Origin of the sequence: Streptomyces sp. NPDC048644 (genome assembly GCF_043199105.1) — a bacterium.
Classification (GTDB): Bacteria; Actinomycetota; Actinomycetes; order Streptomycetales; family Streptomycetaceae; genus Streptomyces.
The window spans coordinates 526,079-540,170 of the sequence record NZ_JBICVO010000004.1 but is presented as its reverse complement, the minus strand read 5'-3'; the positions used below and the strand labels follow the sequence as shown (position 1 = coordinate 540,170).

General features: G+C 70.8%; 11 protein-coding genes. 2 read left to right on the top strand and 9 right to left on the bottom strand.

Annotated elements, in window-relative coordinates:
• Positions 1 to 6: 6 nt before the first annotated feature.
• A complete protein-coding gene (locus tag ACGFNI_RS12030) occupies positions 7 to 561 on the bottom strand; it encodes a peroxiredoxin (protein WP_393682904.1) in 555 nt (184 codons plus the stop codon).
• Positions 562 to 694: 133 nt separating this feature from the next.
• Here ACGFNI_RS12030 and ACGFNI_RS12025 point away from each other — a divergent pair, with 133 nt between their 5' ends.
• Positions 695 to 1,645 (top strand): LysR substrate-binding domain-containing protein, encoded by a 951-nt coding sequence (locus tag ACGFNI_RS12025; protein ID WP_393683053.1) that lies wholly within the window; start codon positions 695 to 697, stop codon positions 1,643 to 1,645.
• 16 nt (positions 1,646 to 1,661) lie between these two features.
• Here the strand turns inward: ACGFNI_RS12025 and ACGFNI_RS12020 are convergent, their stop codons facing one another.
• From ACGFNI_RS12020 to ACGFNI_RS11990, 7 genes are all read right to left on the bottom strand, one after another.
• Positions 1,662 to 4,019 (bottom strand): FtsX-like permease family protein, encoded by a 2,358-nt coding sequence (locus ACGFNI_RS12020; RefSeq protein ID WP_393682902.1) that lies wholly within the window; start codon positions 4,017 to 4,019, stop codon positions 1,662 to 1,664.
• Between the two features lie 68 nt (positions 4,020 to 4,087).
• The gene (locus ACGFNI_RS12015) at positions 4,088 to 4,777 is read right to left on the bottom strand and encodes an ABC transporter ATP-binding protein (RefSeq protein WP_393682900.1); all 690 of its coding nucleotides are present in this window, start codon (positions 4,775 to 4,777) and stop codon (positions 4,088 to 4,090) included.
• Positions 4,774 to 5,298, bottom strand: a complete 525-nt coding sequence (locus tag ACGFNI_RS12010; RefSeq protein WP_393682898.1) for a PadR family transcriptional regulator — start codon at positions 5,296 to 5,298, stop codon at positions 4,774 to 4,776. Before ACGFNI_RS12010 ends, ACGFNI_RS12015 begins: the two co-directional genes overlap by 4 nt.
• 123 nt (positions 5,299 to 5,421) lie before the next feature.
• Positions 5,422 to 7,830, bottom strand: a complete 2,409-nt coding sequence (locus ACGFNI_RS12005; RefSeq protein ID WP_393682897.1) for an FtsX-like permease family protein — start codon at positions 7,828 to 7,830, stop codon at positions 5,422 to 5,424.
• On the bottom strand, positions 7,827 to 8,516 hold the full coding sequence (locus tag ACGFNI_RS12000; RefSeq protein ID WP_393682895.1) for an ABC transporter ATP-binding protein: 690 nt from the start codon (positions 8,514 to 8,516) through the stop codon (positions 7,827 to 7,829). The genes ACGFNI_RS12005 and ACGFNI_RS12000 overlap by 4 nt, the downstream gene beginning before the upstream one ends.
• Before the next feature lie 137 nt (positions 8,517 to 8,653).
• Positions 8,654 to 8,929: a hypothetical protein gene (locus ACGFNI_RS11995; protein WP_393682893.1), complete on the bottom strand. Its 276-nt coding sequence runs from the start codon at positions 8,927 to 8,929 to the stop codon at positions 8,654 to 8,656.
• The gene (locus ACGFNI_RS11990; RefSeq protein ID WP_393682891.1) at positions 8,926 to 9,885 is read right to left on the bottom strand and encodes an SPFH domain-containing protein; all 960 of its coding nucleotides are present in this window, start codon (positions 9,883 to 9,885) and stop codon (positions 8,926 to 8,928) included. Before ACGFNI_RS11990 ends, ACGFNI_RS11995 begins: the two co-directional genes overlap by 4 nt.
• Positions 9,886 to 10,131: 246 nt before the next feature.
• On the opposite strand from ACGFNI_RS11990, the gene ACGFNI_RS11985 reads away from it, so the two are divergent.
• The gene (locus ACGFNI_RS11985) at positions 10,132 to 12,423 is read left to right on the top strand and encodes a transglycosylase domain-containing protein (protein WP_393682890.1); all 2,292 of its coding nucleotides are present in this window, start codon (positions 10,132 to 10,134) and stop codon (positions 12,421 to 12,423) included.
• 76 nt (positions 12,424 to 12,499) lie between these two features.
• Here the strand turns inward: ACGFNI_RS11985 and ACGFNI_RS11980 are convergent, their stop codons facing one another.
• The gene (locus ACGFNI_RS11980; RefSeq protein WP_393682888.1) at positions 12,500 to 13,963 is read right to left on the bottom strand and encodes a catalase; all 1,464 of its coding nucleotides are present in this window, start codon (positions 13,961 to 13,963) and stop codon (positions 12,500 to 12,502) included.
• Positions 13,964 to 14,092 lie beyond the last annotated feature (129 nt).

The following is a 14,092-nucleotide window of genomic DNA, read 5'->3' as shown; positions in this document are numbered from 1 at the left end:
CTCAGATCACTCGCCCGACAGGAGCGCGACCGGGTCGAGGGTCTCGTCGCCCTTGGACCAGTTGCAGGGGCACAGCTCGTCGGTCTGCAGGGCGTCGAGCACCCGCAGGACCTCCTTGGGGTTACGGCCGACGGAGCCGGCGGTCACCATGGTGAACTGGATCTCGTTGTTCTGGTCGACGATGAAGACGGCGCGCTGCGCGAAGCCGTCCTCGCCCTCGATGCCCAGGGCGCGCATGAGCTCGTGCTTCGAGTCGGCGAGCATCGGGAAGGGCAGGTCGGTCAGGTCCGGGTGGTCCTTGCGCCAGGCGTGGTGCACGAACTCGGAGTCACCGGAGAAGCCGAGGATCTGGGCGTCACGGTCGGCGAACTCGTCGTTCAGCTTGCCGAAGGCGGCGATCTCGGTGGGGCACACGAAGGTGAAGTCCTTCGGCCACGCGAACACGATCTTCCACTTGCCCTCGTAGGTCTTGTGGTCGATCTGCTCGAATTCCTTGCCGGACTCGAGCGAAACGCAAGCGGTCAGGTCGAACTCGGGGAACTTGTCACCGACAGTGAGCACGCGCTCTCCTTGCAACCAGAAGTCCTTTTTGGGGACTTTCCTAGGGGGTTGGACGCATCACACGGTGCCACAGATGCCATTGATCAGGGAAATAGCTAGAGTGGTTGATGTTGATCGGAGGTGGTTATCAGTGGTGACACCGGCGAACGGCGGACGGGCGCGGCAGCCCAGCCTGGCGCAGCTGCGGGCCTTTGCCGCGGTGGCCGAATCCCTGCACTTCCGGGAGGCGGCGGCCGAGATCGGGATGAGCCAGCCCGCACTGTCCGGAGCGGTCTCCGCGCTGGAGGAGACGCTCGGAGTGCAACTCCTGGAGCGTACGACGCGCAAGGTACTGCTCTCACCGGCGGGGGAGCGGGTGGCGGCGCGGGCCAGGGTGGTACTGGAGGCGGTCGGCGACCTGATGGAGGAGGCGGAGGCGGCGCGCGCGCCGTTCACCGGCGTCCTGCGGCTCGGCGTCATTCCGACCGTCGCGCCCTACCTGCTGCCGACCGTGCTGCGGCTGGTGCACGGCAAGTATCCGGACCTCGACCTCCAGGTGCACGAGGAACAGACCGCCTCGCTGCTGGACGGGCTCGCGCACGGGCGTCTCGACCTGCTGCTGCTCGCGGTGCCGCTCGGCGTCCCGCAGGTCACCGAAATCCCGCTGTTCGACGAGGACTTCGTCCTGGTGGCGCCCAAGGACCACTGGCTGGGTGGCCGCGGCGACATACCGCGCCAGGCGCTGCGGGAACTGGACCTGCTGCTGCTCGACGAGGGGCACTGCCTGCGCGACCAGGCGCTGGACATCTGCCGGGAGGCGGGCCGGGAGGAGGGCGCGCCGGTGACCACCAGCGCGGCCGGCCTGTCGACGCTGGTGCAGCTGGTGGCCGGCGGGCTCGGGGTGACGCTGCTGCCGCGGACCGCGCTGCGGGTGGAGACCGGGCGCAACGACGAGCTGACGACCGGGTACTTCGCGGATCCGGCGCCCAGCCGCCGGGTCGCGCTGGCGATGCGCAGCGGGGCGGCCAGGCAGCGCGAGTTCGAGGAGTTCGCGGACGCGCTGCGGGTGGCGCTGCGGGGGCTGCCGGTACGGATGGCGACGTAGCGGGCCGGTGTCCTGATCACTCCGTGCGGAGGCCGTCGGGGCGCATCATGCGCCACAGCGGCGGCAGGCTCAGGGCCGTCACGAAGAGGATCACGCCGGCGCCGATTCCGGCCATCCCGGCCACCGCCGCCCAGTCCACCGTCACGCCGTTGCTGATGATCGACAGCAGCAGTGCGCCCAGGGTCAGGCCGCAGCCGAGCGCGAGCGCCAGGCCGAGGGTGACGGGGACCGCGGTCTGCCACAGGATCGACCAGCCCAGGCTCGCCCTGCGGGTGCCGAAGGCGTGCAGTGACGACAGCATCCTGCGGCGCTCGTTGAGCTGCTCGACGGTCGTGATGATCAGGCCGGCGCCGATCAGCAGCAGAGTGATCACGGAGCCCGCGAACAGGCCGTTGCGGACGCCGGCAAGCTGCTGGTCGTGCGGGTTGTCGACGGTGGAGGACTCGTAGAACGTCGGGTTGACGCGGGCCGCGGTGTTGCGGATGTGCTCGACGACGTCGGGCAGGTTCCGGTCGTAGTCGACGGTCAGTTCCATGTCGCTGCTGTCCAGCCCGCTGATGTCGAGGGCGGACGGCGTGGCCAGCAGGTCGTAGGAGTAGTGGTCGGGGCCGGTGCCGGCGCCGGGGGAGGCGAGGCGGGTGGGCAGGGTGTGGCGGGGGATCTGCCAGGGGCGGGGCTTGGGCGCATCGCTCCCCATCACCGGGGGGTTGAGGTCGATGGCCGCGCCCGGCTTGATGACGTCCTTGTCGCGCTGGTCGGTGAGGAAGACGTCGCCGGATCCGCAGGACGGCAGGGCGGCCAGTCTGCGCAGCTCGGCGCAGTCGCCGACGCCGATCAGCAGGAAGCGGGTGTCGTCCGCCGGGTGCCCAGGGGCCGGGACCTCGCCGACGTGTGCGGTGACGACGCCGCGTGCCGACTTCACGCCCGGCGTCGCCCGCAGCGCGGCGAGTGCCTGCTCGGTCTGCCGCCAGCTGTCCGCGGGCCCCCAGTAGCCGAGTTCCGGGCGCTCCTTGCCGGACTGCGCGTACGCCTGGGCGTACCCGGCCTGCATGCCGGTGAACAGCATGTGGATGGCGATGGCGCCGGCCACCGCGACGGTGATGCCGCTGACCGCGCGGGTGGCCGAGCCGCTGCTCAACTGGAGCCTGCGCACGGCGAGTTGCCAGGGCACCGGGCCGCCGCGCAGCCGGTTCACCACGGCGTCGACGAGCCAGGGCAGCAGTGCGGTGACGCCGAGCAGCAGCAGCATCGAACCGACGGCGAGACGCCCGGTGTTGAGCGGGCTGTCGGTCCATCGCTGCTCCCGGGCCAGCGGGAGCAGCAGCAGCGCGCCCAGGACCGGCAGCAGCACCCGCCACCACAGCCTGCGGCGCACCGCCGGGCGGTTACGGACCACGCCCAGCGGCTCGACCGTCACGCGGCGCTGTGCGAACAGCGTCACCAGCACCGAAGCGGCCGGCACCAGGACGGCGATCAGCGTGGCGGGCAGCGGTCCCGGGCGGATGTCGGAGGGGAAGACGTTGATGTTCCACAGTGTGATCACCGAGGCGAGCTGCCGGACGCCGAGGAACAGCAGGGCCCCGGCGGCCAGTCCCAGCAGCGAGCCGAACAGCGACTCGCCGGACGCGATCCGGCGGGTGGTGGCCACATCGGAGCCGACCAGCCGCAGGGCCGCGAGGCGTCGCTCCCGCTGCTCGTTGCCGACGCGTACGGAGGTGCCGATGAAGACCATCACGGGCGTCAGCAGCGCCACGCAGGTCATGATCACCAAGAGGACGGCCTGCGGCTGCATCGGCGGCGGATCCCAGACCTTGCCGAAGTGGTCGATGCGGTAGCCGCTGGGCTTGTGCAGGGTCGCGCTGCCTGCGACGTAGGTGAGTTCGGCCGGGCCGCTGAGGCCCTCGTCGCCGATGACGCCGCTGATCCGGTAGTCGAGGCGCTCGCGCAGCAGCGCGCCGTCGGGGGAGTCCAGCAGCTTCTTCAGCGCGGGCGACACCAGCATCCGGCCGGGCCCGGGGAGTTGCCGCATGCCGGGCGGCGCGGGCGGGTGCGCGCCGTCGGGGCGGACCAGCCGGCCGCGGATCGCCTGCCCGTGGAAGACGGTGTCGGCTGAGCTGTAGAGGACGGTGGTGTCGCCGCGCGGCGGTTCGTGCCGCTGGCCGAGGTTCTCCCTGGCCTTCTCCCGGCCGTGCCAGGCGTCCATCAGGGTCGGTACCGAGGCGCCGATGAGCAGGACGGCGACGCCGAGCGCCACGGCGGTCGCGGTCAGGGCGGTACGGATCCAGCCATCGCGCCCGCCGCCCGCCGCGAAGCGCATGCCCATGGCGAGGTCGTCGGCCCAGGCGCGGGGGCGGCTGCGCGGGCGGACGGGCACGGGCCGGCGCGGGTCGGCTTCGGGGGGCGTGCCGGGCGTGCGCCGGTCTGCCCGGGAGCGGAGCGGGTTCACTGCAAGCCCGCCAGCATGTCCTTCACCTTGCCGTCGCGGACGACGATCTCGCGGTCGGAGTAGGCGGCGACGCGGGATTCGTGGGTGACGAGGACGACGGCTGCGCTGGTGTCCCGCGCGGCGTCGGTGAGCAGCGACATCACGCGTTCGCCGTTGAGGGAGTCGAGGGCGCCGGTGGGTTCGTCGGCGAAGATCACGCGCGGGCGGGTGGCGAGCGCGCGGGCGACGGCGACGCGCTGGCCCTGGCCGCCGGAGACCTCACCGGGCCGCTTGGCGCTGATGTCATCGACCTCCAGGCGCTCCAGCCACGCACGTGCCTGGCGCTCGGCCTCCTTGCGCTTGACGCCGTTCAGCCGCAGCGGAAGCGCGACGTTCTCCACGCAGGTCAGCTCGGGTACCAGCTGGCCGAACTGGAAGACGAAGCCGAAGTCGGTGCGGCGCAGCGCACTGCGCTCGGTGTCGTTCAGGGTGGTCAGCTCGCGGTCGCCGTAGCGGACCGTGCCGCGGTCCGGGCGCACGATGCCGGCGAGGCAGTGCAGCAGCGTCGACTTGCCGGAGCCGGACGGGCCGAGCACGGCGACGACCTCGCCCGGGTGGATGGAGAACTCGGCGCCGTCCAGTGCCGGGGTCGCGCCGTACGCCTTGTGCAGCCCCTCGGCCGCGAGCAGGGATCCTTCCGGGGTCATTCGCGCACCGATTCCGCGAGGCGGTCGAGCCGCGCCGCGGTCAGTTCGAGCCAGCGCAGGTCGGCTTCCAGGTGGAACAGCGCGTGGTCGCAGATCAGCTGGTCGGCGAGGTCGCCCTTGCGCTTGCGCTCGGTCAGGCCGCGCATCAGCCGCAGGTGCTCGGCCCGCTGGGTGTCGAGGAGTTCGGCGGCGTTGCGCTCGGTCATCAGGGCCAGTACGACCTTGGTGTAGAGCGTGGACTGGAGGTAAGGCTCGGGCTTTTCGGGCCGGCCGAGCCACTGGGCGACGTCGGTGACGCCGGCGTCGGTGATGGCGTACCGCTTGCGCTCGGGCCCCGCCCCGGCCTCCACGCTGTCCACCTCGACCAAGCCGTTCTTCAGCAGCCGGGACATGGTCGAGTAGACCTGCCCGTAATGCAGCGGACGATCGTGTCCGAAGTGCTCGTCGAAAGCCCGCTTGAGGTCGTAGCCGTGGCGGGGACCGGACTCCAGGAGGCCCAGCAGCGTATGACCGATTGACATGCCGACCACCTTACGTCGTGGGTGTATCCGTGGTGTATACGCCCGTTGTATACCTGCCCGGCGCACAGCCGGAAATGTCCGGTGTGGGGCCCGGGTGTGACCGGGCCCCACACCGGGGGAGCGCTACTCGGAGCGCAGCCCGCCGGGCCGCATCATCCGCCACAGCGGCGGCAGGCTGAGCAGCGTGATCAGCAGGACGAGTCCGGCGCCCGCCAGCGGCAGCGGCCAGATCGCCGACCAGTCGAAGGTGCCCTTGCCCGCCATCCGCAGCAGCACGCTGCCGAGCCCGACGCCGCCGGCCAGGGCGAGCGCGAGCCCCAGGAAGACGGGGACCGCGGTCTGCCACAGGACGGACCAGGCGAGGGTGGACCTGCGGGTGCCGAAGGCGACCAGGACCGAAAGCAGCCGGCGGCGCTCGCGCAACTGCTCCAGGGTGGAGACGAGCAGGCCGGCCGCGATCAGCGCCATGGTGAGCGTGGAGCTGACCTGCAGACCTGTGCGGACGGTCGTGAACTTCTGGTCACGCGTGGCGGTGCGCAACGTGATGACCTGCATCGTCGGGTCGACGCGGGCGGCGGTGTTGCGTACGTGCTCCACCGTGTCGGACGCCGCCGGGTCGATCTTGAGCAGGGCACGTGCCGTGGGCTCGTCGAGCCGCCCGGGATCCACCGCGCCGGGGGTGGCGAAGATGCCGAGGGCGAGTCGGCCGGACGGATCCCTGCGGGCGTGGGCCTTCCGGGTCTCCTTGGGGACGGTCCACAGCCGCGGCTTGCCGACGGGCTTGCCGGTCTCCGGGTCGGCGTTGAACAGCACCGGCGCGCCGGGCCGTGCGGTCTTCAGGACGAAGTCGTCGTCGCTGCCGGTGCCGCCGGTGACGATGAAGGCGTCGCCGTCCTTGCAGGGGCCGGTCCGCGCCAGCTCCCGCAGCGCGGTGCAGTCGCCGACGGTGACCGCGGCGCTCGGCGCGAACTCCTCGCCCTTGCGCAGCGGTCCCGGCCGGGTGACGGACGACTCGACCACCGCGATGGAGCCGCGGACGCCCTGGGTGCCCTGGAATTGCTTGATCATGGTGCGGATGGTGCGCATGTCGTGCGCCGGCAGGATCACGCTCAGCTGCGCCCGGCGGTCGTCCGCTCCCGTGTGCTTCAGGAAGTCGCTCTGGACGGCGGAGACGAACAGCTGGAGTGCGATGGCGCCGGCGACCGCGACGGTGATGCCGCTGACCGCGCGGGCCGCGGCGCCGCTGCCGAGCTGGAGCCTGCGGGTGGCCAGCTGCCAGGGCACGGGGCCGCCCTTGAACCTGGCCACCACCGCTTCGACGGCCCACGGCAGCAGCAGCGTGACGCCGAGCAGCACCAGCACCGCACCGCCCGCGACGGCGAACGGGTCGACGCGGGCGTTGGCCGCGTCCACCGGGTCGCTGAGCAGCAGCATCGCCAGGCCGATCAGCGGCACCGGGATGCGCCACCACAGCCGGCGGCGGCGTGCCGTGGCGTGCCGGACGACGCCCAGCGGCTCGATCGTGACGCCGCGCATCGCGGCCAGGGTGACCGCGACGGCCGACACCGGGACCGCGAGGGCGATCAGCACGGTCAGCGCCGGGCTCGGGGTCAGGTCGGAGGGGAAGGCGTTGACGTCCCACAGGGTGACCACGCCGGTGAACTGCCGGCCGATCAGGAACAGCAGTCCGCCCAGCAGCAGACCGCACAGCGAGCCGAACAGCGCCTCGCCCGCGGCCATTCTGCGGGCCATGTGGACGTCGGCGCCGATCAGCCGCAGGGCCGCGAGCCGCCGGTCGCGGCCCTCGCCGCCGAAGCGGACCGCGGTGGCGATGAAGAGGGCGACCGGCATCAGGAGCACCACGCACGCCAGGATGATCAGCATCACCAGGATCGCGCTCGGTGCCGACTCACTGCTCCCGCCCCCGAACGAGCCGGTGCGGTGGCCCCCGTGCTCCGTGGTGAGGGTGGCGCTGCCCGTGTAGTACGCCAGCTCGGACGGCCCGATGAGGCCGGCTTCCGCGATCGTGCCGGTGAGCCGGTAGGGCAGCCGCTCGCGCAGCAGCGCGCCGTCAGGCGAGGCCAGCAGCTCCTTCAGCGCGGGCGACGCCACCATCTCGCCGGGGCGGGGCAGCGCGGTCACGCCCGGCGGGGCGGGGGCGTGCGGGCCGTCGGGGCGCAGCAGGACGCCGGTGATCCGGGCGCCGCGGAACTCGGTGTCGGCCGAGGCGGTCACCAGGGACGAGGGCGACGGCTCGACGGGCCTGTCGGACGCGGTCTGGCGGGCCTCGCCGCGCGTGTACCGGCCTTGCAGCAGCTGCGGAACGGACGCGGCGGTCAGCAGCAGCGCCACGCCCAGGGCGGCGCCGACGGCGGTGAGCAGCGTACGGGTCCAGCCCGCACGGCCGCCGCCGGCCGCGAAGCGGAGGCCCATGACGAGGTCGCGGGCCCAGGCCGCCGGGCCGGTGGGCGGGGCCGGGTTGCCGGGCGCGGCGGGAGGCGGGCCGCCGCGCCGTTCGTCGAGAAGGGTCATACGGCGCCCACCGCCGCTTCGCGTGCGATGCCGTCGCGGACGACGATCTCGCGGTCGGAGTAGGCGGCGACGCGGGATTCGTGGGTGACGAGGACGACGGCTGCGCTGGTGTCGCGGGCCGCCTCGGTCAGCAGGGTCATGACGCGTTCGCCGTTGAGGGAGTCGAGGGCGCCGGTGGGTTCGTCGGCGAAGATCACGCGCGGGCGGGTGGCGAGCGCGCGGGCGACGGCGACGCGCTGGCCCTGGCCGCCGGAGACCTCGCCGGGCCGCTTGGCCGCGACGTCGTCCACCTCCAGGCGCTCCAGCCACGCACGTGCGTGGCGCTCGGCCTCCTTGCGCGCGAGGCCGTTCAGCCGCAGCGGAAGCGCGACGTTCTCCACGCAGGTCAGTTCGGGTACCAGCTGGCCGAACTGGAAGACGAAGCCGAAGTCGGTGCGGCGCAGCGCACTGAGCTGTGCGTCGTTCATGCCGGTCAGCTCGCGGTCGCCGTAGCGGACGCTGCCGCGGTCCGGGCGCAGGAGGCCGGAGAGGCAGTGCAGCAGCGTGGACTTGCCGGAACCTGACGGGCCCATGACGGCCACCACCTCGCCCGCGTGGATCGAGAAGCCGGTGCCGTCGAGCGCGGGAGTGGTGCCGTACGCCTTGTGCAGCGCGCCGGCTTCGAGCAGGGATCCGGCCGGTGTCATACGCGGGCCTCCGAGAGTGCGGGCAGGGGACATCCGATGGACGTGCCGCGCACTCTACATGAGGTGTATACATGTGATGTATAGATGGAGTGGATAGCGAGGATGGAGGGGTGAACTCGGGGCGGCCCGGCGGTACTTCAGCCGTCCGCCGGCGGGCGGGGCTCCTTGGGCGGGCGTCCGCGACGGGCCGGGCCGCCCGCGCCGCGCGGCAGCCGGCCCGCGTCCGAAAGCGCCTTGCGGAGCAGGAACTCGACCTGCGCGTTGGTGCTGCGCAGCTCGTCACCGGCCCAGCGGGCGAGCGCGTCGTGGATCAGCGGGTCGAGCCGCAGCAGCACCTGCTTGCGCTGCTGCGGCCGTCGCGCGGGCTTCCGGTCGCCGTCGGCTCCGGACTCCTCGGGGGTGTCGGCACTCACTGGTAGAGCGAGCCCGTGTTGAGGACCGGCTGCGCGGCACGGTCGCCGCACAGCACCACCATCAGGTTGCCGACCATGGACGCCTTGCGCTCCTCGTCCAGTTCGACGATGCCCTGCTCGCTGATCCGGACCAGCGCCTGCTCGACCATGCCGACCGCGCCCTCGACGATCTGCTGGCGGGCCGCCACGACCGCGCCCGCCTGCTGGCGCTGGAGCATCGCCGAGGCGATCTCGGGGGCGTAGGCGAGGTGGCTGAAGCGGGACTCGATGATCCGGACGCCGGCGGCCTGCACCCGGGCGGTCAGCTCGACGGCGAGCTTCTCGGTGATCTCCTCGGCGTTGCCGCGCAGCGACAGGGCGTCCTCGTCGTGCGCGTCGTAGGGGTACTCGATCGCGATGTGCCGGACGGCCGCCTCGGTCTGGGTGGCGACGAACTCCAGGAAGTCGTCGACCTCGAAGAGGGCCTGGGCGGTGTCCTCGACCTTCCAGACGACGATCGAGGCCAGCTCGATCGGGTTGCCGTAGGCGTCGTTGACCTTCAGTACCGCGGTCTCGTGGTTGCGGACCCGGGTGGAGATCTTCCGTGCGCTGGTCAGCGGGTTGACCCAGCGCAGCCCGTCGGTGCGGATGGTTCCGACGTACCGGCCGAAGAGCTGGATGACGCGGGCCTCGCCTGGCGCGACCATCTTCACGCCGGTCATGCAGAAGAACGAGGTGAGCAGCATCAGGATGCCGACGATCAGCATCGGCACCCCCACCGCGTTGTGGCCGCCGGAGCCGAGCACGCCGCCGCCGATGATGAGCGCGATCCCGAGGAAGACGCCGAGCACGGTCAGCAGCAGGGCGACGCCGCCCGGGATGCTGTGCGCCGGCTTCTCGCGGACCTGCGGTTCGGGCATCTCGGGTGCGTCGGCGGCCGGTCCTGTGGTGCTGCCGCCCGGTGTCTGGTCGGACATGGGAATCCCCCGTTTCTCGTGGTGCCGGTCATCGTGACGATCACGATGTCACCAATCTAGCAAAGTGATAGCACTTTATTCCACTGCCGCTCTGGATGCGCAACCACTGCGCGGCGGTTCCCCTCTTGACAGGTGCTGATTGTCACGTCGGCAAAAGCCTTGATCGATGAGGATTTGCTGACAGATGCGGTGTTAGCTTCAACAGCTGAGTTAGCTGGGGGCGGAACGACTGGAGTTGCGGGAGCGATGGGCCGAGCGGACGTGAGGCGGGCGGATCAGGAGCGTGCCCGCCGGGACGGTAAGAAGCAGGAGAAGGGCCGCATACGCCGCCTCTTCACCTGGAAGAAGATCCTCGGCACGTTCTTCGGCGTGTGCCTGCTGGGCATCCTGTCCGTCGTCGGGCTGTACCTCTACGTGGACGTCCCCGCGGCAGGCAACGAACTCGCCGTCGCGCAGAGCAACGTCTACAAGTACGCCGACGGCAAGGTTCTGGCCCGCACCGGCAAGGTCAACCGCGAGAGCGTGCCGCTGAGCCGGATACCCAAGGACGTGCAGATGTCCTTCGTGGCCGCCGAGAACAAGACATTCTTCGACGACTCCGGCATCGACCTCAAGGGCACCCTGCGCGGCGTACTCAAGACCCTCAGCGGCGAGGGCAAGCAGGGCGGCTCGACCATCACCCAGCAGTACGTCAAGAACTACTACCTGAGCCAGGAGCAGACGGTCTCCCGCAAGCTCCAGGAGATGGTCATCTCGCTCAAGGTGGACGCCAAGTTCTCCAAGGAGAAGATCCTCGCCGGCTACATCAACACCAGCTTCTACGGCCGCCGCGCGTACGGCATCCAGGCCGCGGCCCAGGCGTACTACCACGTGGACGCCGACAAGCTGACCGTCTCGCAGGGCGCCTACCTCGCCTCGCTGCTCCAGGCGCCGAACCAGTACGACTGGGCGCAGGCGACCCCGGCCGGCAAGAAGCTGGTCAAGCAGCGCTGGGCCTACACCCTCGACAACATGGTCGAGATGAAGTGGCTGACCCAGGCGGAGCGCGACAAGCAGAAGTTCGACATACCGAAGGACCCGAAGCCGGAAGAGGGCCTGACCGGACGCACCGGCTATCTCGTCAAGGCAGCCAAGGACGAGCTGTTCGCCCACGGCGTCGACGAGAAGAAGTTCGAGCTGGGCGGCTGGACGATCACCCTCGGCATCGAGAAGGACAAGCAGCTGGCGCTGGAGAAGTCCGTCAAGGACAAGCTCACCGCCGACCTCGACCCCAAGACGCGCAAGGTCGACAAGGACGCCCAGCTCGGCGCCGCGTCCGTCGACCCCAAGACCGGCCACATCGTGGCGATGTACGGCGGCGCGGGCTTCACCCAGCACTACATCAACAACGCGACGCGTGAGGACTACCAGCCGGCCTCCACCTTCAAGCCGCTGATCCTCGCCTCGGCGATGGAGAACCGGTCCCAGACCCAGGACGGGCTTCCGATCACGCCCAACACGATCTACGACGGCAACAACCGCCGCCCGGTCGTCGGCGGCACCGGCGGCGCCTTCGCACCGCCCAACGAGGACCAGCGCAGCTACGGCAACATCACCGTCCAGCAGGCGATGAACAACTCCGTCAACTCGGTGTTCGCGCAGATGGGCGCCGACGTGGGGCTCGACAGCCTCAAGAAGACGGCGACGAGCCTGGGCATGAGCAGCAAGATGGACGTCCAGCCCGCCATGACGCTGGGCAGCATGGGCGCCAGCCCCGTCCAGATGGCCGGGGTCTACGCCACCTTCGACAACCACGGCAAGAAGGTCACCCCGACGCTGGTGACCAAGGCCGAGCACGCCAGCGAGCCCGCCCCTGACCTGCCCGACCCCGTCGGCGACCAGATCCTCAGCAGGCAGACCGCCGACACCGTCACCTCCGTGCTGCGCGGCGTGGTCGACGACGGTACGGCCACCGCCGTGCGGGGCACCAACTACGAGGCCGCGGGCAAGACCGGTACGTCCGACGACAACAAGTCGGCCTGGTTCGTGGGCTATACGCCCAAGCTGGTCACCGCCGTCGGCATGTTCGGCGAGGCGGAGGGCGGCCGGCAGGTCACGCTGCACGGCACCGGCGGCGGCGGTCGCGTCAACGGTGGTGGCTACCCCGCACAGGTGTGGGCCGCCTACAACGCGACGGCGCTCGGCGCGGACGCCCACGCCACCTTCGACCTCGACACGGACCTCGGCGCCGGCGTGGCACCGCCCCCCACCCAGACCGCACCGTCGACCCCGACCCATACCCCGTCCGGGCCGCCGACCCCCACGGGCACCCCGACCGGTTCGCCCTCGACCGACCCGACGCCGACCCATACCCCGACGGACCCGACGCAGACCCCGACCGACCCGACGCCGACCACCACGGGCGGCGACACCGGATCACCGACCGGCGGCGAGAACGGCACCGGCGGTGAGAACGGCGCCGGCGGTCAGAACGGCGCCGGAGGCAACAACGGCACCGGCGGCGGCAACGGACCCGGCGGCCTGAACGGCTTCGAGTGACCGGCGCGCACCCACCGCACACGGCCGCGGCCCCCACCTCGTACGGAACGAGGCGGGGGCCGCGGCCGTGTGCGGGTCAGCCGCCGTTGACCCGCTTGGCGATCCGGTCGCCGACGTCCTTGTCGACGTTCCGCCAGTACTGGAACGCGCGCTCAAGCACCGGCTTGCTCACACCGCCCAGCAGATGCCCTGAGACGTTGTTCACCAGCCGCTCGCGGGCCGCGTCGTCCAGGACCGAGCGGACCATCGTGCCCGGCTGCCCCCAGTCGTCGTCCTCGCGGCGCAGCGTGTACGCCTCGCGGACCAGCTCGCCCGCGGTCCGCCAGCCCACCGGATCCCTGGACTGCTCCGGGGACGCCGCCGGTCCGCCGTACGAGTTCGGCGCGTACGGACGGGCCGCCCGCGACGGATCGAACCGCATCGGGCCGTCCTTCGCGTACGAGTGGACCGGGACGTGCGCCCGATTGGGCGGCAGCTGGGCGTAGTTCGGGCCGATCCGGTACCGGTGCGTGTCCGGGTACGAGAACAGCCGCCCCAGCAGCATCTTGTCCGGCGACGGGCCGATGCCGGGCACCAGATTCGACGGTTCGAACGCCGCCTGCTCGATGTGGATGAAGAAGTCCTCCGGGTTCCGGTTGAGCGTCATCCGGCCGACCTCGATCAGCGGGTAGTCGCCGTGCGGCCACACCTTGGTCAGGTCGAACGGGTTGAACCGGTAGTCCGGGGCGTCGTCGAACGGCATGACCTGCACGTACAGCGTCCAGGACGGCGCGTTGCCGCTCTCGATGGCGTGGTACAGATCCCGGCGGTGGATGTCGGCGTCCTCACCGGCCAGCCGGTCCGCCTCCTCCTGGGTGAGGAAGTCGATGCCCTGGTCGGTCTTGAAGTGGTACTTGATCCAGAACTTCTCGCCGCCGCGGTTGACCCACATGTACGTGTGCGAGCCGTAGCCGTTCATGTGCCGGTACGTCTTGGGGATGCCCCGGTCGCCCATCAGCCAGGTGACCATGTGGGCGGACTCCGGCGACAGCGTCCAGAAATCCCACTGCATGTCGTTGTCGCGCAGCCCGCTGTCCGGACGGCGCTTCTGCGAGCGGATGAAGTCCTGGAACTTGATCGTGTCACGGACGAAGAAGACCGGGGTGTTGTTGCCCACCAGGTCGTAATTGCCGTCCTCGGTATAGAACTTGAGGGCGAAGCCGCGCGGGTCGCGCCAGGTGTCGGGAGAGCCCTGCTCACCCGCGACGGTCGAGAAGCGGGCCAGCATGTCGGTGCTCTTGCCCGGCTGGAAGAGGTCCGCCTTGGTGAACTGGCTGACGTCGTTGGTGACCTCGAAGACGCCGTACGCACCGCTGCCCTTGGCGTGCACCACCCGCTCGGGAACCCGTTCGCGGTTGAACAGGGCCATCTTCTCGATGAGGTAGTGGTCGTGCAGCAGGATCGGGCCGTCCGCCCCGACGGACAGCGAGTGCTCGTCGCTGCCGATGGGGATGCCGGCGTTGTTCGTCGTGCGCGGAACGTTCTGCGCTGAACTGGTCATGGAGGAACGCCTCCCGGTCGACTGGTGTGGGGGTGAAAGGGGCAGTCAGTCCCTTTTGCCCACCCAAGCAGTCAACTCCGCCGACGGCATGTCGGCAACCCTGTCCGGTCCCCGCACACCACCGAAAAG